The sequence below is a fragment of the Herbaspirillum sp. WGmk3 genome (genome assembly GCF_023952535.1).
Lineage (GTDB): Bacteria > Pseudomonadota > Gammaproteobacteria > Burkholderiales > Burkholderiaceae_D > Herbaspirillum > Herbaspirillum huttiense.
Genome location: NZ_JAKYWT010000001.1, coordinates 280619 through 298991, shown reverse-complemented (window position 1 = coordinate 298991; position 18373 = coordinate 280619). Strand labels below are relative to the sequence as shown.

The 18373-nt window shown below is 62.8% G+C and carries 19 protein-coding genes and 1 tRNA gene; 9 read left to right on the top strand and 11 right to left on the bottom strand.

Features of this window, described 5'->3' with window-relative positions:
• Position 1 precedes the first annotated feature (1 nt).
• The 3 genes from MKD49_RS01130 (at position 2) to MKD49_RS01120 (ending at position 2655) form a co-directional block, all read left to right on the top strand.
• Positions 2 to 77 (top strand) — tRNA-Glu (locus tag MKD49_RS01130).
• A gap of 518 nt (positions 78 to 595) precedes the next feature.
• Positions 596 to 1399, top strand: coding sequence for an enoyl-CoA hydratase-related protein (locus MKD49_RS01125; protein WP_252695207.1), 804 nt, complete (start codon positions 596 to 598; stop codon positions 1397 to 1399).
• Positions 1400 to 1401: 2 nt separating this feature from the next.
• A complete protein-coding gene (locus tag MKD49_RS01120) occupies positions 1402 to 2655 on the top strand; it encodes an NAD(P)/FAD-dependent oxidoreductase (protein WP_252695206.1) in 1254 nt (417 codons plus the stop codon).
• 29 nt (positions 2656 to 2684) lie between these two features.
• Here MKD49_RS01120 and MKD49_RS01115 read toward each other — a convergent pair whose 3' ends face one another.
• The 4 genes from MKD49_RS01115 to MKD49_RS01100 form a co-directional block, all read right to left on the bottom strand.
• On the bottom strand, positions 2685 to 3065 hold the full coding sequence (locus tag MKD49_RS01115) for a hypothetical protein (protein WP_121042049.1): 381 nt from the start codon (positions 3063 to 3065) through the stop codon (positions 2685 to 2687).
• Positions 3065 to 3652 (bottom strand): RNA polymerase sigma factor, encoded by a 588-nt coding sequence (locus tag MKD49_RS01110; protein WP_034329923.1) that lies wholly within the window; start codon positions 3650 to 3652, stop codon positions 3065 to 3067. Before MKD49_RS01110 ends, MKD49_RS01115 begins: the two co-directional genes overlap by 1 nt.
• A gap of 153 nt (positions 3653 to 3805) precedes the next feature.
• Positions 3806 to 4387, bottom strand: a complete 582-nt coding sequence (locus MKD49_RS01105) for a DJ-1/PfpI family protein (protein WP_034329926.1) — start codon at positions 4385 to 4387, stop codon at positions 3806 to 3808.
• A gap of 91 nt (positions 4388 to 4478) precedes the next feature.
• Positions 4479 to 5396 carry a LysR family transcriptional regulator gene (locus MKD49_RS01100; RefSeq protein WP_252695205.1) on the bottom strand — a complete coding sequence of 306 codons (918 nt, stop codon included), beginning with the start codon at positions 5394 to 5396 and terminating at the stop codon, positions 4479 to 4481.
• A gap of 213 nt (positions 5397 to 5609) precedes the next feature.
• On the opposite strand from MKD49_RS01100, the gene MKD49_RS01095 reads away from it, so the two are divergent.
• The 3 genes from MKD49_RS01095 to mmsB all read left to right on the top strand — a co-directional run bounded on the left by MKD49_RS01095 (position 5610) and on the right by mmsB (position 9335).
• Complete coding sequence (locus MKD49_RS01095; RefSeq protein ID WP_252695204.1) at positions 5610 to 6851, top strand: ABC transporter substrate-binding protein; 1242 nt, start codon at positions 5610 to 5612, stop codon at positions 6849 to 6851.
• A gap of 71 nt (positions 6852 to 6922) precedes the next feature.
• Positions 6923 to 8431 carry a CoA-acylating methylmalonate-semialdehyde dehydrogenase gene (locus MKD49_RS01090; protein WP_252695203.1) on the top strand — a complete coding sequence of 503 codons (1509 nt, stop codon included), beginning with the start codon at positions 6923 to 6925 and terminating at the stop codon, positions 8429 to 8431.
• Between the two features lie 10 nt (positions 8432 to 8441).
• Entirely contained in the window at positions 8442 to 9335 is an 894-nt protein-coding gene (gene mmsB, locus MKD49_RS01085; RefSeq protein WP_252695202.1) for a 3-hydroxyisobutyrate dehydrogenase, read from the top strand.
• A gap of 79 nt (positions 9336 to 9414) precedes the next feature.
• Here mmsB and denD read toward each other — a convergent pair whose 3' ends face one another.
• Positions 9415 to 10389 carry a D-erythronate dehydrogenase gene (denD, locus tag MKD49_RS01080; protein ID WP_034331837.1) on the bottom strand — a complete coding sequence of 325 codons (975 nt, stop codon included), beginning with the start codon at positions 10387 to 10389 and terminating at the stop codon, positions 9415 to 9417.
• Between the two features lie 141 nt (positions 10390 to 10530).
• Here denD and MKD49_RS01075 point away from each other — a divergent pair, with 141 nt between their 5' ends.
• Complete coding sequence (locus MKD49_RS01075) at positions 10531 to 11367, top strand: FadR/GntR family transcriptional regulator (protein WP_121042039.1); 837 nt, start codon at positions 10531 to 10533, stop codon at positions 11365 to 11367.
• Positions 11368 to 11452: 85 nt separating this feature from the next.
• Here MKD49_RS01075 and MKD49_RS01070 read toward each other — a convergent pair whose 3' ends face one another.
• Positions 11453 to 12028, bottom strand: coding sequence for an elongation factor P (locus MKD49_RS01070; RefSeq protein WP_017451702.1), 576 nt, complete (start codon positions 12026 to 12028; stop codon positions 11453 to 11455).
• A gap of 121 nt (positions 12029 to 12149) precedes the next feature.
• Positions 12150 to 13343: an elongation factor P maturation arginine rhamnosyltransferase EarP gene (gene earP, locus MKD49_RS01065; protein WP_252695201.1), complete on the bottom strand. Its 1194-nt coding sequence runs from the start codon at positions 13341 to 13343 to the stop codon at positions 12150 to 12152.
• A gap of 131 nt (positions 13344 to 13474) precedes the next feature.
• On the opposite strand from earP, the gene MKD49_RS01060 reads away from it, so the two are divergent.
• Positions 13475 to 13960 carry a MarR family winged helix-turn-helix transcriptional regulator gene (locus MKD49_RS01060; RefSeq protein ID WP_034331832.1) on the top strand — a complete coding sequence of 162 codons (486 nt, stop codon included), beginning with the start codon at positions 13475 to 13477 and terminating at the stop codon, positions 13958 to 13960.
• Positions 13961 to 14199: 239 nt separating this feature from the next.
• Positions 14200 to 14634 (top strand): organic hydroperoxide resistance protein, encoded by a 435-nt coding sequence (locus MKD49_RS01055; RefSeq protein ID WP_039785041.1) that lies wholly within the window; start codon positions 14200 to 14202, stop codon positions 14632 to 14634.
• A gap of 113 nt (positions 14635 to 14747) precedes the next feature.
• Here the strand turns inward: MKD49_RS01055 and MKD49_RS01050 are convergent, their stop codons facing one another.
• The 4 genes from MKD49_RS01050 to MKD49_RS01035 all read right to left on the bottom strand — a co-directional run bounded on the left by MKD49_RS01050 (position 14748) and on the right by MKD49_RS01035 (position 18369).
• A complete protein-coding gene (locus MKD49_RS01050) occupies positions 14748 to 15269 on the bottom strand; it encodes a DUF2867 domain-containing protein (protein ID WP_252695200.1) in 522 nt (173 codons plus the stop codon).
• A 103-nt stretch (positions 15270 to 15372) separates the two neighbouring features.
• Positions 15373 to 15543, bottom strand: coding sequence for a cytochrome bd-I oxidase subunit CydX (gene cydX / locus MKD49_RS01045; protein ID WP_252695199.1), 171 nt, complete (start codon positions 15541 to 15543; stop codon positions 15373 to 15375).
• A gap of 36 nt (positions 15544 to 15579) precedes the next feature.
• Positions 15580 to 16719, bottom strand: a complete 1140-nt coding sequence (cydB, locus tag MKD49_RS01040) for a cytochrome d ubiquinol oxidase subunit II (protein ID WP_252695198.1) — start codon at positions 16717 to 16719, stop codon at positions 15580 to 15582.
• Positions 16720 to 16746: 27 nt separating this feature from the next.
• Positions 16747 to 18369 (bottom strand): cytochrome ubiquinol oxidase subunit I, encoded by a 1623-nt coding sequence (locus tag MKD49_RS01035; protein WP_252695197.1) that lies wholly within the window; start codon positions 18367 to 18369, stop codon positions 16747 to 16749.
• Positions 18370 to 18373: the final 4 nt, after the last annotated feature.

Sequence of the window (18373 nt, the reverse complement as noted above, 5' to 3'; positions counted from 1 at the left end):
TGTCCCCTTCGTCTAGAGGCCTAGGACATCACCCTTTCACGGTGAGTACGGGGGTTCGAATCCCCCAGGGGACGCCAAATAAAAAAGCCCGCGCAAGCGGGCTTTTTTGTTTGGCGGCGCCTAGCGATGTGCTTGAGCACATCGCGGGGGGGATTCGAAAGGTTTCGCTTGCAAGCGAAACCGGGCCCGCGGCACGTGGGCGAATCCCTCGCTCGCGCAGCGAGCGTTAGCCTACGATTGAGCGCGCACCGAACGCAATCCAAGCCACCCCAGCCAACCGAAAGCCCGCGCAAGCGGGCTTTTTTGTTTGGCGGCGCCTAGCGATGTGCTTGAGCACATCGCGGGGGGGATTCGAAAGGTTTCGCTTGCAAGCGAAACCGGGCCCGCGGCACGTGGGCGAATCCCTCGCTCGCGCAGCGAGCGTTAGAGGGCCGTTGAGTGCGCGCCTGACGCAATCCAAGCCACCCCAGCCAACCGAAAGCCCGCGCAAGCGGGCTTTTCCATATGCTGCCCCAAAGTGCATTTGTCTCCCCAGTAACATTTTCCCCCGGCATTTTGCGCTATCCTCCCGGCAAACCTTACCGCAGGAGCCTTCATGACCGCAGCCGCCCATCTCGACATCGACCCGCGTGGCCTGGCCACGCTGACCCTCAATCGCCCTGATGTCCACAATGCTTTCGACGATCAACTGATCGCCCACCTGATCGACCTCATCAACGAGGCGCGTGACGACAAGCGTACTCGCGTCCTGCTGCTGGCCTCCACCGGCAAGTCCTTCTCCGCCGGTGCCGACCTGGCCTGGATGCGCCGCATGGCCGATGCCTCGCGCGATGACAATCTGCGCGATGCCCGCAAGCTGGCTTTGCTGATGGAAACCCTCAACAGCTTCCCGGCGCCGACCGTGGCCAAGGTCCAGGGCGCGGTGATGGGCGGCGGTGTCGGCCTGGTCTCGTGCTGCGACATCGTGGTGGCTTCCGAGGCGGCCTTCTTTGCGCTTTCCGAAGTCAAGCTGGGCCTGGCTCCGGCGGCCATCAGCCCGTACGTGATCGCCAAGATGGGCGTATCGCAGGCGCGCCGCTTCTTCGTCTCTGGCGAGCGTTTCTCGGCCATCCGTGCCGCCGCCATTGGCCTGGTGCATGAAGTGGTGCTGGCCCAGGAACTGGATGCCAAGGTGCTGCAAGTGATCGATGCCTTGCTGGCCAATGGACCACAGGCGATGCGCGCCGCCAAGCAATTGGTACAGGTCGCCAATCCGCTGCAGGTCACGCCTGAACTGGCGGAATATACGGCCGGCGTCATCGCCGACCTGCGCGCCTCCCCGGAAGGGCGGGAGGGTCTGCGCGCCTTCCTTGAGAAAGACGCCCCGGCCTGGACACGCACTTCATCTTCAGCAGGATAAACATGAAATCCATGCACGTAGCCATCGCCGGTGCCGGTCCGGCCGGATTGGCGATGGCGCTCTACCTCAAGCGCGCCGGCCATCGCGTCACCTTGCTGGAGCGCTTCGTTACGGCCGCGCCCGTCGGTTCCGGCCTGATCCTGCAGCCCACCGGACTGACGGTACTGGAAGACCTGGGCCTGTTCTCGCGCATCGCCGCGCTGGGCCAGCGCATCGACCGCCTCTACGGGGCCGACGCCCGCAGCGGCAAGACGGTGCTGGATGTGCGGTATGACGCGGTGCGCGGAGGACGCTATGGCATCGCGGTCCATCGTGCGGCCCTGTTCGGCGTCCTGCAGGAAGCAGCGCAACGGGAGGGGATCGAAGCCGAAACCGGCCATGAGATCAACGGCCTGGAACAGGGCAGCGCCGGTGCCAGCCTGAGTACTGGGGATGGCCGCCGCATCGGTCCCTTCGATCTGGTCATCGATGCCAGTGGTGCCCGTTCGCTGCTGCGCCGCCACGCGCTCAATACCTGCGAGCCGAAGCGCTTGCCTTATGGTGCCTTCTGGGTTTCCTTGCGCGCCCAGCCCGGCCTGTCGTTCGGTGTGAATTCGCTGGTACAGCGCTATCGCCGCGCCAGCACCATGATCGGGGTGCTGCCCATCGGTCGCCCGAGGCAGCAGGATGATCCCATGGTGGCCTTCTTCTGGAGTACCAAGCCGGACCAGGTGGAGCAGCTCAAGCAACGAGGGCTGGAAGCATGGAAGGAGGGAATTCATGCGCTGTGGCCGGAATGTGAACCCTATCTGGCCCAGATCGATGGCTTCGAACAGATGACGCTGGCGCGCTACGGCCATCACACCCTGCCTTCGCCCTATGGCCAGCGGCTGGCCATCATCGGCGACGCTGCCCACTCCACCAGCCCGCAGCTGGGGCAGGGGGCCAACATGGCCTTGCTCGATGCACGGGCGCTGATTCATGCCCTGCAGCAGTCCGATACGCTGCAACAAGCGCTGCCGCGCTATGCCGCCTCGCGACGCCGCCACGTGCGGACCTTCCAGGCGATGTCGGCGATGTTCACGCCGTTCTACCAGTCCGATTCGGTGTGGTTGCCCTGGGTGCGCGACCAATTGGCGGCGCGCTTGTCGATAGTGCCGCCCGCACCGCAAATGTTGGCGCGGATGGTGGCCGGCACTTTGGTCGATCCCTTCACGTCGATTGGCTTGCAGGAGCGCGACTGGAACATCGCACCCCAGCCCTCGGCCCTGGGCTGATCGCGTTCAACCCGGGAAGACGTTTTCCTTCACTTGCGCTCTTCGCGGCAGAACAGGCGGCCGCGGCGCTGGCAGCGTTCGCGTTCCTCGGGCGTCATCGCTTCCCAGCGCGCCTGCATGAAGCGACGCTTCTCATGCCAACCGCCATGCCGCCCGCGGAAACCGCCGAACAGCACCCGGCACAGCACCAGCAATCCCAGCGCCCGCCAGAAGCCGATCTCGGCTACGCCCGGGAAGATCGGCGGCATCACCCAGTTCCACAGCAGCATCACCACCACGCCCAGCAGGGGCAAGCACAGCAGGCACAGCAGCAGTTTCACGCCCCAGCGGCGCGGATCACGCCCGCCACGGAAGCCACGATCGCGGCGTGCCGGGGTGGGCGGATTTTGAGGCATGTCGTTCTGTTCCATTACATCTCCAATTCGTCATAAACCGCCTGCAAGCGCTCGCGCAGATGCAGGACTGCATAGCGCTTGCGCGCCAGCAGGGTATTGAGGCTGGTGCCACTGGCAGCAGCCATTTCCTTGAAACTGAGGCCATCGAGTTCGTGGGCGATGAAGACCTCGCGCTGCGCTGGCGGCAATTCGTCCAGTGCCGCCTGCAGGGCCTCGATCAGCGCCGCACGGGCATAGGCCGCTTCCGGGCCGCCGTCGCTGGCCGGCAGCACCAGGTCCAGCCGCCAGCTGTCTTCGCCACCCTCGACTTGCTCGATGTCGTGCGCCTCGGGCAAGGGCTCTTCCTTCTTCTTGCGGAAGCGGTCGATGATGCGGTTGCGCGCCACCCGGAACAACCAGGCGCTGACCTGCTCGATCGGCTCCGGCAGGCGGTAGGCCTGGACGAACTCGTAGAACACTTCCTGCAGGATGTCTTCGGCCTCGCCGGCGTCGGCCACCCGGCGGCGGATGAAGCCGCCCAGCCGGCTGCGTTCGCGCATGACGGTGGCGGTGATCTCGCGGTCCTGGTCGCTCATCGGGGAGAGGGTGGAAATGGGCTGCATGCCCTGAAGACGGTTGTTCTCAGGGCATATTGTGGCTCGGCAGGAAAAAATGGGGGGAAACTGCGAAGGGGAAATGAAGAAACAAGCAAAACCAGCGGGTTTGCGCGGGGAGCCATGGCCCTGCAAGCCGCTCCCCGCCTGAGGGTCCAGCCCTTACAGTTCGATGCGGGTGCCCAGCACCTGCAGGAACTGCGCCAGCCACGCCGGATGCGCCGGCCAGGCCGGGGCCGTGACCAGCTTGCCGTCGGTGATGGCGGCATCCACGGCGATATCGGCGAATTGTCCGCCGGCCAGCTTCACTTCCGGCGCGCAAGCCGGATAGGCCGAGACCTTCTTGCCTTCCAGCACGCCCGCCGCAGCCAGCACCTGCGGACCGTGGCAGACCGCAGCGATGGGCTTGTCGGCCTTGGCGAAGGCTTGCACCAGCTCGATTACCTTGGGGTTCAGGCGCAGGTATTCCGGGGCGCGGCCACCGGCCACCACCAGCGCGTCATAGCCTGCCGCGCTGACGTCGTCGAAGCTGGCGTTGAGGGCGAACTGGTGGCCGGGCTTCTCGGTATAGGTCTGGTCGCCTTCGAAGTCGTGGATGGCGGTTTTGATCTTGTCGCCGGCTTTCTTGCCGGGGCAGACCGCGTGTACCGTGTGGCCGACCATCTGCAGGGCCTGGAAAGGCACCATGGTTTCATAATCCTCGGCGAAATCACCGGTCAAGAGCAGGATTTTCTTTGCAGCCATCGTCATCTCCTTGGGATAAGGCCGCCGGCGCGGGGAGGGACCGGGCGGCCGGGTTGAAACACATCTTGTTGCGGGCTGGCTTGGGCGGGATTCACTCCAGCCAGCGCATCCGGCGCGACTGCCCCATCAGGAAGTCGCGGTTGAGCTCCACGCAGTCGCGCAGGTAGCTCCACAGGGCTGATACCCGCGCCACATGGCGCTGCTCGCTGGAAGCCACCAGCCAGAAGGTGCGGGTGATGGCGATCTGTTCAGGCAGCACCGGCACCAGCTCGTCGGACTGCTGCGCCAGGAAGCAGGGCAGGATCGCCAGCGCGCGGCCGGCGCAGGCCGCCGTGTATTGCGCTACCACGCTGGTGCTGCGGAAGGCTCGGAAAGCGTCCGGCGCCACCGTATCCTTGTAGCGCAATTCTTCACTGAAGACCAGATCATCGATGTAGCCGATGAAGTTGTGTTGCGCCAGGTCATCCATGGTGTGAATCGGCGCGTGCCTGGCCAGGTACTCACGTGAAGCATAAAGCTTCAGGACATAGTCGGACAGTTTTGTGACCACGTAATTACCCGACAGCGGCCGTTCGATCGACACGCTGATGTCGGCCTCATGCTTGGACAGATTCACGAAACGCGGCATCGGCAGCATGTCCACAGTGATGTGGGGATTGCGGGCGCAGAAATGCGCGATGTGCGGTGCCAGCACGAAGGTGCCGAAGCCTTCGGTCGCGCCCAGCCGGACCTGGCCGGAGAGCTTGCTGTTGTGTCCGCCCAGTTCTTCGGTGGCGGCATACAGGGTGCTCTCGACCTGCTCGGCATATTCCACCAGCCGGTAGCCGTCGGCGGTGAGCTTGTAGCCGTGGTTGTTGCGGTCGAACAGCTGGCTGCCGACCTGCTCCTCGAAGCGCTTCATGCGCCGCGAGACGGTGGAATGGTCGATGCCCAGCTTCTTGGCGGCATCCACCAGGCCCTGGCTGCGGGTGAGTTCGAGAAAGATCCTGAGGTTGTCCCAGTCCAGCATGTGGTCTCCATGGGCCCATCGTCATCGATGTGCATCAATGCAAAAGCGTTTTGTCTTTGTGGTTATTGTATCGATAAATACGCACATGCAGAATAGCGGGGCCGTGATGCCGCCCGGGAAGACAGAGGCGACAGACGGCAGGAGACAACGGCAAGACCCGGCGTCCATGAACGCGGGCAGGTCCGACAACAATCACAAGATCAAGGAGACAAGATGTCCAAGAACGCTTTCGGCCGTTCCCTCACGGCTGCTGCCGTGGCCTGTACGGTGTCGCTGGCCACCACTGCGATGACCGCCATTCCCGCCCTTGCCCAGGATGCCAACACCGTCAAGATCGGCGTGCTCACCGACATGTCCGGCCCCTACTCGGCCATGGGCGGCCAGGGTTCGGTGGTGGCCGCGAAAATGGCGGTGGAAGACTGCCTCAAGAATGAGTGCAAGGGCATGAAGATCGAGATCCTCTCGGCCGACAACCAGAACAAGCCCGACGTCGGCGTGACGCGCGCCCGCGAATGGCTGGACCGCGACAAGGTCGAGGCCATCGCCGATCTCACCAATTCCTCGGTGGCGCTGGCGGTGCAGAAGCTGATCAAGGAAAAGGGCGGCATCGCCATGTACAGCGGCCCGGCCACCGGTGCGCTGACGACGGCCGAATGCGCCACCAACGGTTTCCACTGGATGTTCGACACCTACTCGCAAGCGGCCGGTGCGGCAGCGGCGCTGACCAAGCTGGGCAACAAGTCCTGGTACTTCGTGACGGTGGACTACGCCTTCGGCCATTCGCTGGAGAAGGATGCCTCCGATGTGGTCAAGGCCAATGGCGGTACGGTGGTGGGTTCGGTGCGCCATCCGCTCAATGCCTCGGACTTCTCCTCCTTCCTGCTGCAGGCGCAGGCCTCCAAGGCCCAGGTGATCGGGCTGGCCAACGGCGGCACCGATGTGGTCAACGCCATCAAGCAGGCCCGTTCCTTTGCCGTCGGCGGCAAGGACCAGCGCCTGGTGGCGCTGCTGGTGTTCCTCTCTGACGTGCATGCGCTCGGGCTGGAGGCTGCGCAAGGCCTGGTTTATACCGATGGCTTCTACTGGGATTACGACGAGCAGACCCGCGCCTTCTCCAAGCGTTTCGAAGCGCAGTTCAAGAACATCAAGCCGACCATGGTGCAGGCCGGTGTCTATTCCAGCGTCTACCAGTTCCTGAAGGCGCGCGCGGCCGCCAAGACCTCGGACTGGAAAGTGGTGGCGCAGAAGATGCGAGAAATTCCGATCTCCGACGCCGTCATGCGCAACGCCTCCATCCGTCCGGATGGCCGCGTGATCCACGACATGTACCTGTACCAGGTCAAGACCCCGGCCGAATCCAAGGCCCCGTGGGATTACCTGAAGCTGCTGTCGGTGATCCCGGCCCAGCAGGCCTTCCGTCCGATGGACGCGGCCTGCCCGCTGGTCAAGCAGTAATGCCTGTGGCCGGGAGTTGCTTCCGGCCTTGCTCTCCCCATCCTGTTCACCTCTTCACAATGGAAATTGCAATGAGCCAAGCCAACATCCCCAACGTTCCCCTGTACCTCAACGGTGAAAAGGTGCAGTCCACTTCCAAGGAGTGGCGCGACGTACTGAACCCGGCCACCCAGGAAGTGGTGGCGCGCGTGCCCTTCGCCACCAAGGAAGAAGTCGACCGGGCCGTGGCCAACGCCAAGGAAACCTTCAAGACCTGGCGCAATACTTCATTGGCGCAGCGCATGCGCATCATGCTGAAGTTCCAGCAACTGCTGCGCGAGAACATCGCCCCGCTGGCCGAAATGATCACCCGTGAACACGGCAAGACCCTACCGGACGCCGAAGGCGAAGTCATGCGCGGCCTGGAAGTGGTGGAGCACGCCTGCTCGATCACCTCGCTGCAACTGGGCGAACTGGCCGAGAACGTCGCCGGCGGCGTGGACGTTTATACGCTCTACCAGCCGCTGGGCGTGGGGGCGGGCATCACCGCCTTCAACTTCCCGGTGATGCTGCCTTGCTTCATGTTCCCCATCGCCGTGGCCTGCGGCAATACCTTCGTGTTGAAGCCCTCCGAGCAGGACCCGACTTCCTCGCTGTTCCTGGTCGAGCTGGCCAACCAGGCCGGTCTGCCGCCGGGCGTGTTGAACGTGGTGCATGGTGGCCCGGACGTGGCCAACATGATCTGCGACCATCCCGACATCAAGGCGGTGTCCTTCATCGGTTCCACCCATGTCGGCACCCACATCTATCGTCGCGCCAGCGAAGCCGGCAAGCGCGCCCAGTGCATGATGGGCGCCAAGAACCACTGCATCGTCTTGCCCGATGCCCCCAAGGACCAGGCCATCAACAACCTGCTGGGTGCGGCCTTCGGTGCGGCCGGCCAGCGCTGCATGGCCAATTCGGTGGTGGTGCTGGTGGGCCAGACACGCGAATGGATTCCCGAGATCGTCGAGCGCTCCAAGGCCATGAAGGTCGGACCCGGCACCGACCGCAAGGCCGATGTCGGCCCGCTGGTCTCCAAGGCGGCCAAGGAACGTGTCGAACGCCTCATCGCCAGCGGCGTGGAGCAGGGCGCCAAGCTGCTGCTGGACGGCCGCAACTGCAAGGTGGCCGGCAGCGAGAACGGCAACTTCGTGGGACCGACCGTCTTCACCGGCGTCAAGCCCGAGATGGACATCTACGCCCAGGAAATCTTTGGCCCGGCCATGTGCATCGTCGAACTGGAAACCCTCGATGAAGCCATTGCCTTCATCAACGCCAACCCCAACGGTAACGGTACTTCCATCTTCACCAGCTCGGGCTATGCGGCGCGCAAGTTCCAGAACGAGATCGACGTCGGCCAGGTCGGCATCAACGTGCCCATCCCCGTGCCGGTGGCCTACTTCAGCTTCACCGGTTCGCGCGCGTCCAAGCTGGGCGACCTCGGCCCCAACGGCAAGCAGGCCGTGACCTTCTGGACCCAGACCAAGACCGTCACCGCCCGCTGGTACGCGCCCGATGAAGAAGCCGGCCAGGTCAACACCACCATCACCCTGAAGTAAGGAGAGCAGCATGAGCGCCAACATCGTCTTCATCGGCCTGGGCAATATGGGTTTGCCGATGGCGCAGAACCTGGTCAAGGCCGGTTTTTCGGTCAGCGGGCATGACCTGGTCAAGGCCAGCGTGGACAAGGTGGTGGAGGTCGGCGGCAAGACCGAAGCCGATTCCATGGCGGCCGTGGCCAAGGCCGACGTGGTCATCACCATGCTGCCAGCCAGCCGTCACGTGGAATCGCTCTACCTGGGCGATGTCGGGGTGCTGGCCTCGGCCAAGCCGGGCGCGCTCTTGATCGATTGTTCCACCATTGCTCCGGAAGCGGCGCGCAAGGTGGCGGCAGCGGCCAAGGCGCGCGGCTTCGAGATGCTGGATGCGCCCGTCTCCGGGGGCACCAACGGGGCGACGGCGGGCACGCTGACCTTCATGGTGGGCGGCAGCAAGGAGGCCTTCGAGGCCGCCCAGCCTTATTTGCAGAAGATGGGGAAAGCAATCTATCACGCAGGTGAAAGCGGCAGCGGTCAGACCGTCAAGGTCTGCAACAACATGCTGCTGGGCATCCTCATGATCGGAACGTCGGAAGCGATCCGCCTGGGGATGGCCAATGGCATGGATCCCAAGGTGCTCTCGGAAATCATGTCCAAGAGCTCGGGCCGCAACTGGACGCTGGAGGTCTACAACCCTTGCCCCGGCGTGATGGAAACGGCACCGGCCTCCAAGGGGTATGCGGGCGGCTTCGGCGTGGATTTGATGCTCAAGGACCTGGGGCTGGCCGTGGAGAATGCGCTGGCCACCAACTGCGCCATTCCGTTGGGTTCGACGGCACGCAATCTGTACGACATCCACAGCATGAACGGGGCAGGCAAGCTGGACTTCTCCAGCATCTTCAACATGCTGGGCAAGGCGCAGTAAATCCGTATCACCCAGGCAGCAAAAAGGGACAGCCTCTTGCGGGGCTGTCCCTTCGTTTTTCTGCGTGCTGATGTGCAGCTTATTTCTTCACTTCGTCCTCGATGTGGGCCCGGATGATATCGGCGAAGTTGGCATCAGCCGTAAAGCCCAGCGCCTTGGCGCGCTTGGCTTCGAAGGCACCGGGCCAGGAATTGACGATGCGTTTGATGGCTTCGTCTTCCTTCCATTCGATCAGTTGCACCACTTCCTTGCCGGCGACCTGTTCCAGGGCCTCGACCATGTCCTTGACGGTCACGCACAGGCCGTCGATGGAGAGGAAGCGGGCCAGGCCCAGGTCAGCGCCATTGATTTCATGGCCGTGGATCAGGTTGGCGATGGCCTGGCGCGGCGACATCAGCCACATGCGGGTATCGGGCGTGACCGGGCAGACCGAGGGCTGGCCATTGAGCGGTTCGCGGATGATGCCCGAGGCGAAGCTGGAGGCCGCCTTGTTGGGCGCGCCCGGACGTACCGAAATGGTCGGCATGCGCAGCGCACGGCCGTCGATGAAGCCCTTGCGCGAATAATCCTGCACCAGCAGTTCACCCATGACCTTTTGCGCACCGTAGGAGCTTTGCGGCATCAGCAGGGTGTTGTCGGGGACCACGGCCGGCAGTTCGCCGCCGAACACCGCCACCGAACTGGTGAAGACCACGCGCGGCTTGGTGCCCAGGGCACGGGCGCGTTCCAGGATGACGCGGGTGGCGTCGAAGTTGATCTTCATGCCCAGATCGAAATCGGCCTCGGCGTGGCCGCTGACGATGGCCGCCAGGTGGAAGATGGACTGCGTCTCGGGCGTGATGACGCGCTCGATCACGGCGGCGTCGGCGATGTCGCCGGTGACGGCTTCGATGCGCGGATCGGTGAAACCCTGGGCCGGAACCACGTCCAGCAGGGTGATGCGCTTGATCTCTTGCGGCTGGCCGTCGCGGCCGGTCAGGGTGCCGCGTTGCAGCAGCTGGCGCGCCAGTCGGCTGCCCAGGAAGCCGGCGCCGCCGGTAATGACGATATGCATGTGTTCTCCTCGTGATCTGTCGTCGGAATAGGGGGATATGAACGCTTGAGCGAAACCCGTGCAGCGCATTATAGCGGAAGTTGTAATACAACTTTGAGAATATGAAGCGGAAGTCACAAAAGCCGATGCCTGCGCGGTATCATGCGCGCCATGAAGACATCCTCCTCCTCCAGGCCGCAGGCGTCGGCGCTCGCCTCCATGGCCGCTGCTGCGCGCGGCAAGACCACGCTGGCCGACCATGTCACCAGCGTACTGGCACAGCAGATTCGCAGCGGGGAATTCGCCCCGGATGCGCGCTTGCCTTCGGAGATGGAGTTGACCGAACGATTTTCGGTGAGCCGCACGGTGATCCGCGAAGCCATTTCACGCTTGAAGTCCGAGGGGCTGGTCGGTTCGCGCCGGGGCAGTGGCACGGTGGTCCTGCCGGTGACGCAGGCCACGCCCTTCCGGCTGGACCTGAATGTGGATGATGGCCGCGACTCCATCCAGGCAGTGCTGCGGGTGATCGAACTGCGGCGCGGGGTGGAAGGGGAAATGGCCGCCCTGGCGGCGCAGCGCCGCACGCGCGCGCAGAACCTGGCGATTCAGCAGGCCTTGCAGGCCATCGATGCAGCGGCTGCGGCGGGGCGCGATGGCGTGCAGGAGGATTTCGCCTTCCATGCCGCCATTTCCAATGCCTCTCACAATCCGCTCTACACCTCGCTGGTGCAGTTCCTGAGCCAGTTCCTGCACGCCGCCATCCGCGTGTCGCGCATGAACGAAGCGCGCAGCAATGAGTTCGTGCAGCAGGTGCGCGCCGAACATGCGGCGCTGGCGCAAGCGATCAATGATGGCAATGCCGAGGCCGCGCGGGCAGCGGCCTTGCGCCATATGGAGCAATCGGCACTGCGCCTGCAGGCGGCCGACAAGGCCTTCTGGGCCAGCGCGGAAGGACAGGCGGCGGCGCGGGACCTGGCGCGGGTGAGGGAAGGGGGATGAGCTTCAGGCTTCATCTAGTGCCTGGAACACAGGCATAAAAAAACGCTGCACCAGGCAGCGTTTTTTTATTGGCGTTGGCTAACGATCAGCCGCGCACGACCTTCTTGTACTCGTTGGTGCGGGTGTCGATTTCGATGTCGTCATCCTGGCTCACGAACAGCGGCACCATCACGGTGATCTGGTTGGCTTCGATGGCGTTTTCGATCTTGGCTTCCTTCAGGACGTTGCCCGAAGTGTTGCCCTTGACCGCCGGTTCCGAGTAGGCAACCTTGCGCACGATGGTGGTCGGCATTTCGACCGAGATGGCCTTGCCGTCGTAGAAGACAGCTTCGCACTGCATGCCGTCCTTCAGGTAGCCGATGGCGTCGCCCATGTTTTCGCCTTCGATTTCGTACTGGTTGTACTCTTCGTCCATGAAGACGAACAGCGGGTCAGCGAAGTACGAATAGGTCACCGGCTTCTTGTCCAGCACCACGACGTCGAACTTGTCGTCGCCACGGAAGACGCTTTCTTGCGGGCTGTTGGTCAGCAGGTTCTTCATCTTCCACTTGTAGGTGAAGCCGGTACGGGAAGAACCGTTGACGTCCGAGCGCAGGACGATCATGGGCTTGCTGTCGACCATAATGATGTTGCCGACGCGGATTTCTTTTGCAAATTTCATAGCGATGTGTCGTGAAAAGTAGGTTTTTTCAAACTGTCAGTAGCCCACTGGTAAAACTTCTAAAACTTCACCGCAAGCCCACGTACGATTGAATTCCAAACTGCGTTAAAACGGTAGCCCGCTATTTTAACCCATTTTCCGTGCTCTTCCACTCTTCCAAGGCGAGCCGGCGGGCGAAGCCGAGCAAATTGTCCATCCAGTCGCCATTTGCCAACAGCTTCTGGACCCATTGTTCAGCCTGGCCCGACAATGCCGGCAGCTCTGCCTGCAGCGTCTGCCAGCTTGCCTGCCAGTCAAGCTCGCCCGGATAAGCGCCGTTCCAGGCCCGGTTGAGGTCGATGACGGCGGGCGTGGCCGGGTCGTAAATCTTCAGGAAAGCGTTGAGCTTGGTGTGGTGCAGGTTCTTGTCCTGGTGATAGATGTTCCAGACGAAGGGGCGGCCGGCCCATTGGGCGCGTGCGAAGGAATCTTCACCTCGCACGAAATTGAGGTCGCAGCTCCACAGCAAGCGGTCGTAATCGGTCTGTGCCACGAAGGGCAGCACACGTACCGTCAGTGCGCCCTGCGTGGCCACCGTACCGGCGCGCATCGGTGCGTTCAGGAAAGCCTCGACCGCCGCGCGGCCTACGCCTTCCGGCACGAGGCAGGTGACCGCGAGGGGCGAGGCTTGCCAGGCTGCAAACAATTCGGCAATCGGGGCGTAGTCGTAGCAGAACAGAGAGACCTTGCAGGCTTGCGCTTCGGCCGCAGTCACGCCCAATCCGCCTAGGAAAGCCGGGCCTTCATTGTTGGCCAGGAAGGCCTGTCGCCTGGCTTGCAGGTCGGCTTCGAAGCTGAGCCCGCCGGTTCGTTCATTGAAGCCGGGGAAGAAGAAATACTTGGTCAGTTTCAGCGAGCGATGCGGCGAGGGCAGGGTGTGGCAGCCCTCGACCCAGGCTTCGGCGGACAAGCCTTCCAGGTTGAACCAGACGGGCTTGGGCGAGCGCTGCGCCATGGCTTCCACGTAGCCGGGCGGGATCTCGCAGCCGAAGAATTCAATGACGATATCGGCCACATCGTCCGGCGTGAACAGGCCGTCCTGGCCGCGCCAGTGCTGCACCGTCACGCCGCTGACCTCTTGCGTCCCGGCCAGCGTGTCCACCGTCGGCCAGATGCGCCGGAAGCTCACCAGGTCATCCACCCACAGCCGCACCGCGAGCCCTTGCTCATGCGCCAGCTGCCGCGCCAGCCGCCAGCAGATGCCGATATCGCCATAGTTGTCGACGACCTTGCAGAACAGGTCCAGGGAGCGCAGGGGATTGGGGTGGGAATTCATCGATATGCAGGAAAATGCGGATGCAGGCCGCATGATACCGGCTTGGCGCAGGGACCGACGAAGCGAAATGAACAACAACGACAAATTTTTTCAAATTAAATAGCTTGCAATTCAATTTTGAGCAGTTTAATATGCAGCACATGGACAAGACGCACACCACGAATCTCCCGGACGCACTGATCGACGAAGCCCTGCTTCTCGACAACCAGCTGTGTTTTGCGATGTATTCGGCGTCGCTGGCCATGACCAAGGCTTACAAGAAGATCCTGGCCCCGCTGGAGATCACCTATCCGCAATACCTGGTGATGCTGGTGCTGTGGGAAAAGGATGGCGTCACGGTCTCGGAACTGGGCACGCGCCTGTTCCTGGATTCTGGTACGCTGACCCCGCTGCTCAAGCGCATGGAAAGCATGGGTTTGCTTCACCGCAACCGCGATGCCGGCGATGAGCGCCGGGTGGTCGTAAGCCTGAGCGATGGCGGCCGCGCATTGCGTGAGAAGGCCAAGGCCGTACCGCAGCAGATGAGTTGCATGCTGCCGGCGCTGGACCAGATCAAGGCCCTGGTGGTGGAGCTGAAGCAGGTCCGCAAGGGCCTGATCGATGCCGAAGATGAATGAAAATGTAACAAGCTTTGTGTTTTATGTTGTGCGCAATAATATAGTTAATTATTTATATCGTTGATGCAGCCGAACTGAATAGCGCAACCTCAGCAACACCAGAAACATCAGCAAGACCGCAAGTGAAGCAGCAAGAGATTGGCAAGCCAGTGATGACCAAAAGTGAATCTTTAGGCATCACACCCCTCGAACGAAACCCGTCAAGGGTGACGACAACCTGAACTTTGAAAGGAAATACCATGCCTTCGAACAAGATTGAAAAAGCCCTGTACACCGCCACCGCTACCGCCACTGGCGGCCGTGAAGGTTCGGCCAAGTCCTCCGACGGCGTGCTGGACGTCAAGCTGTCGACCCCCAAGGAACTGGGCGGCGCCGGTGGTAACGGCACCAACCCGGAACAGCTGTTCGCGGCCGGTTACTCGGCTTGCTTCCTGGGCGCGCTGAAGTTCGTCGCCGGCCAGGCCAAGGTGGCCCTGCCCGCGGATGCCAGCATCACCGGCAAGGTCGGCATCGGCCAGATCCCGGGCGGTTTCGGCATCGAAGCTGAACTGAACATTTCGCTGCCGGGCATCGACCAGGCCGTGGCGCAAGATCTGGTGAACAAGGCCCACCAGGTGTGCCCGTACTCCAACGCCACCCGTGACAACATCAACGTCACCCTGAACCTGGTGTAATGCCAGCAGGCCGGGCGGGAGCCGATGTGCTTCCTGCCTGCGCCGGTCAGCATGAAGGAAAACGCCGCTGCGTCCATCCGGTCGCAGCGGCGTTTTCTTTCATGGAACGCGGATCAGAGCGCCGAACGCTCCTCCCGCAGTACCCCCAGCAGCAAACTGCGCGCGATGCAGCGATGGAAGGGCATGATCGCCGCCAGATAGGCCTTGCCCAGCAGGCGTTTGGTTCGGACCACGGTGGTCACGGTGAGCCACTGGTCTTCATCTGCCGCCTGGCCGGTCGCGGCCGGCGACTTTTCGACGCACAGCCGGAAATCCAGGTGGCGGTCGTCCATTCCCATCACGACCCTGGCCGGTTCGGCCAGCAGCAGGGGAAACCCGGCCGGCCCGCCGCCGTGGTCGCCGGCCTGCTTGAGTCCCAGCGGCGCCATCAGGCGATCACGCAAGCGTATCAATGCGCTGACCCAGGCAGGCTGGGTCGCCATCATGCGGGCTGCGATCTCGGTCGAATTCAATTTCGCCAGTTGCGGCGTAAGGCGGATGCGGTAACTGTCGGCGAAACCGGCACCTGGCAGCAAGGCCCAGTGGCGCGGCGCGGGCGCGACTTCTTCGGTGTGCGAGGCAGGGGAGGCAGGCATGATGGTCTCCAGGCAAGTTGAAAAAAAGGCCGGCAGCGACGCTGCCGGCCTTGCTCCTGCGATCACTCGATCATGTGATCACGTGAGGATCCGATCCCCGAGCCTACCTGCCGTTGCGCCGCTGCCTTTCCGCCGCACGGGCGCTGGCGAAGCGCTCGTGGGTTTCCTCGGCCTTGCGGCGGCCGAAGGCATAGTTGGCTTCCAGCCACATGACGTTGATGATGCCGAAGGCCAGGGCCAGGCCGATACCGAGTATCCAGGCGAAATACCACATGATGTTCTCCTCGTTGCAGTTTGCGATTGCGCGTAATCAATACGCCGTGTGTTCGTTCTCGTGGATGTCGCGGGCGGTGACCTTGCCCTTGACCACGCGATAGACCCAGCCGGTATAGACGATGATGAGTGGCAGGAAGATCAGCACCATCCAGAACATCAGGCCCAGGGTCTTGTGGCTGGAGACCGAATCCCACAGGGTCAGGCTGCTCTTGGCGTCCAGCGAAGAGGGCATGACGAAGGGGAACAGCGACATGCCGGCGGTGAGGATGATGCCCGTCACCGACAGCCCGCTGGCGATGAAGGCCAGGCGCGCACTGCGCACCAGCGCCAGCAATGCCGCCAGCACCGCACCGGCCACGCCCAGCGCCGGGAACAGCTTGGTCACGGGCCACTTGGCATAGTTGTCGAACCAGGCACCGGCGACCACTTCCACGGTCTTGGCCAGGGGTGTGAAGGCACTGTTGGCATCCGGCATGGAGGTGATGCGATAACCAGGCATCTGGGCCACCCAGAAGCCACCAGCCACGAACAGCAGCACCGTCACCAGCGCCGCACCGATGACGGTCTTGCGCGAACGCTCGCCCACGGCGGCCTCGGTCTTGACGAAGGCGAAGGCCGCACCGTGCATCAGCAGCATGGTTACCGACAGCAGGCCCGCCAGCAGGCCGAAGGGATTCAACAGTGCGAAGAAGCTGCCGGTGTATTCCACGCGCATGGTGTCGTCATAGTGGAAGGGCACACCCAGCAGCAGGTTGCCGAAAGCCACGCCGCAGATCAGAGGCGGCACGAAGCCACCGATGAACAGTCCCCAGTCCCAGGCATTGCGCCAGCGCGGATCGGCCACCTTGCTGCGATAGTCGAAGCCCACCGGACGGAAGAACAGCGAAAACAGCAAGATCATCAGGGCGATGTAGAAGCCCGAGAACGCCGTCGCATACACCAGCGGCCAGGCCGCGAAGGTGGCACCGCCGGCGGTGATGAACCAGGTCTGGTTGCCTTCCCAGGTGGGGCCGATGGAATTGATCAGGATGCGGCGCTCGGTGTCGTTCTTGCCGGCGAAGGGTAGCATCATGCCCACGCCGAAGTCGAAGCCGTCGGTCAGGGCGAAGCCGATGATGAGTACGCCCACGAAGGCCCACCAGATCAGCTTGAGTGTTTCGTAATCGAAGATCATTCTGCTTTCCTCATTTCTTCTGATGGCTTAGTGGCTGCCGGCATTGGCCGACGGATTCAGGGGCGGCGGCAGGACATCGCCGGGGCTCTTTTCATGACCCTTGGTTTCCCAGTGGTATTGGCCGGTATGCAGGCTGCTCGGACCCAGGCGTGCGTACTTCACCATCAGGATCATCTCCACCACCAGCAGGAAGGTATAGAACAGGATGAAGCCGGCCAGGCTGAAGTAGAGGCTGCCCGGCTGCAGCGAGGAGGCCGACAGGTGGGTCGGCAGGATGCCGGCAATGGTCCAGGGCTGGCGGCCATATTCGGCCACGATCCAGCCGAGCTCGGCGGCGATCCACGGCAGCGGGATCGAGATCACGGCAAGGCGCAGCAGCCAGCGTTGCGGGGCCAGTTGCTTCTTGGCCAGGAACCAGAACGACGCCGAGAAGATGAACAGGAACAGGAAGCCCAGCGCCACCATGCCGCGGAAGGACCAGAACAGCGGTGCGACCTTGGGGATGGTGTCGTTCACCGCCAGGCTGATCTGTTCAGGCGTGGCATCGACGACGTTGTTGGTGTACTTCTTCAGCAGCAGGCCGTAGCCCAGGTCCTTCTTGAGCTTGTCGAATTCGGCGCGGGCTTCGGGGGACTTGTCGCCCGCCTTCAGCTTGGCCAGCGCCGCATAGGCCAGCATGCCGTTGCGGATGCGTGCTTCGTGTTCCTTCTTCAGGTCCTTGATGCCCAGCACCTGGGTATCGGCCGAACGGGTGGCGATCAGGCCCAGCGCATAGGGGATCTTGACGGCGTAATCGGTGCGCTCTTCCTTGTCATTGGGCAGGCCGAACAAGGTCAGGCCGGCCGGGGCAGGGTGGGTGTCCCACTCGGCTTCGATGGCGGCCAGCTTGACCTTGTTGACTTCACCGGCGGTATAGCCCGACTCGTCGCCCAGCACGATCACCGACAAGGTCGAGGCCAGGCCGAAACCGGCCGCCACCGCGAAGGAGCGCAGCGCGAAGGCGGTATCGCGGGCCTTCAGCAGATACCAGGCCGACACGCCCAGCACGAACATGGAAGCCGTCACGTAGCCGGCGGCCACGGTGTGCACGAACTTCACCTGCGCCACCGGATTGAAGATCACGTCTGTCATGCTGACCAGTTCCATGCGCATGGTCTCGAAGTTGAACTCGGCGCCCACCGGATTGTTCATCCAGCCATTGGCGATCAGGATCCACAGCGCCGACAGGTTCGAGCCCAGCGCCACCAGCACGGTGACGATCAGGTGCTGCTTGCGCGAGAGCTTGTCCCAGCCGAAGAAGAACAGGCCGACGAAGGTCGATTCCATGAAGAAGGCCATCAGGCCTTCGATGGCCAGCGGGGTCCCGAAGATGTCGCCCACGTAGTGCGAGTAATAGGACCAGTTGGTGCCGAACTGGAATTCCAGGGTGATGCCGGTGGCCACGCCCATGGCGAAGTTGATGCCGAAGAGCTTGCCCCAGAAGCGGGTCATGTCCTTGTAGATCTGGTTGCCGGTCATGACATAGACCGACTCCATGATGACCAGGATCCAGGACAAGCCCAGGGTGAGGGGGACGAACAGGAAGTGATAGAGCGCCGTAACGGCAAACTGCAGCCGTGACAGCGAGACGACTTCATCGATGGGAACCATGTTG

Coding starts and splice junctions, on each gene's coding strand:
- MKD49_RS01125 (WP_252695207.1), top strand. CDS start 596: ATGACCGCAGCCGCCCATCTCGACATCGACCCGCGTGGCCTGGCCACG.
- MKD49_RS01120 (WP_252695206.1), top strand. CDS start 1,402: ATGAAATCCATGCACGTAGCCATCGCCGGTGCCGGTCCGGCCGGATTG.
- MKD49_RS01115 (WP_121042049.1), bottom strand. CDS start 3,065: ATGGAACAGAACGACATGCCTCAAAATCCGCCCACCCCGGCACGCCGC.
- MKD49_RS01110 (WP_034329923.1), bottom strand. CDS start 3,652: ATGCAGCCCATTTCCACCCTCTCCCCGATGAGCGACCAGGACCGCGAG.
- MKD49_RS01105 (WP_034329926.1), bottom strand. CDS start 4,387: ATGGCTGCAAAGAAAATCCTGCTCTTGACCGGTGATTTCGCCGAGGAT.
- MKD49_RS01100 (WP_252695205.1), bottom strand. CDS start 5,396: ATGCTGGACTGGGACAACCTCAGGATCTTTCTCGAACTCACCCGCAGC.
- MKD49_RS01095 (WP_252695204.1), top strand. CDS start 5,610: ATGTCCAAGAACGCTTTCGGCCGTTCCCTCACGGCTGCTGCCGTGGCC.
- MKD49_RS01090 (WP_252695203.1), top strand. CDS start 6,923: ATGAGCCAAGCCAACATCCCCAACGTTCCCCTGTACCTCAACGGTGAA.
- mmsB (WP_252695202.1), top strand. CDS start 8,442: ATGAGCGCCAACATCGTCTTCATCGGCCTGGGCAATATGGGTTTGCCG.
- denD (WP_034331837.1), bottom strand. CDS start 10,389: ATGCATATCGTCATTACCGGCGGCGCCGGCTTCCTGGGCAGCCGACTG.
- MKD49_RS01075 (WP_121042039.1), top strand. CDS start 10,531: ATGCGCGCCATGAAGACATCCTCCTCCTCCAGGCCGCAGGCGTCGGCG.
- MKD49_RS01070 (WP_017451702.1), bottom strand. CDS start 12,028: ATGAAATTTGCAAAAGAAATCCGCGTCGGCAACATCATTATGGTCGAC.
- earP (WP_252695201.1), bottom strand. CDS start 13,343: ATGAATTCCCACCCCAATCCCCTGCGCTCCCTGGACCTGTTCTGCAAG.
- MKD49_RS01060 (WP_034331832.1), top strand. CDS start 13,475: ATGCAGCACATGGACAAGACGCACACCACGAATCTCCCGGACGCACTG.
- MKD49_RS01055 (WP_039785041.1), top strand. CDS start 14,200: ATGCCTTCGAACAAGATTGAAAAAGCCCTGTACACCGCCACCGCTACC.
- MKD49_RS01050 (WP_252695200.1), bottom strand. CDS start 15,269: ATGCCTGCCTCCCCTGCCTCGCACACCGAAGAAGTCGCGCCCGCGCCG.
- cydX (WP_252695199.1), bottom strand. CDS start 15,543: ATGTGGTATTTCGCCTGGATACTCGGTATCGGCCTGGCCCTGGCCTTC.
- cydB (WP_252695198.1), bottom strand. CDS start 16,719: ATGATCTTCGATTACGAAACACTCAAGCTGATCTGGTGGGCCTTCGTG.
- MKD49_RS01035 (WP_252695197.1), bottom strand. CDS start 18,369: ATGGTTCCCATCGATGAAGTCGTCTCGCTGTCACGGCTGCAGTTTGCC.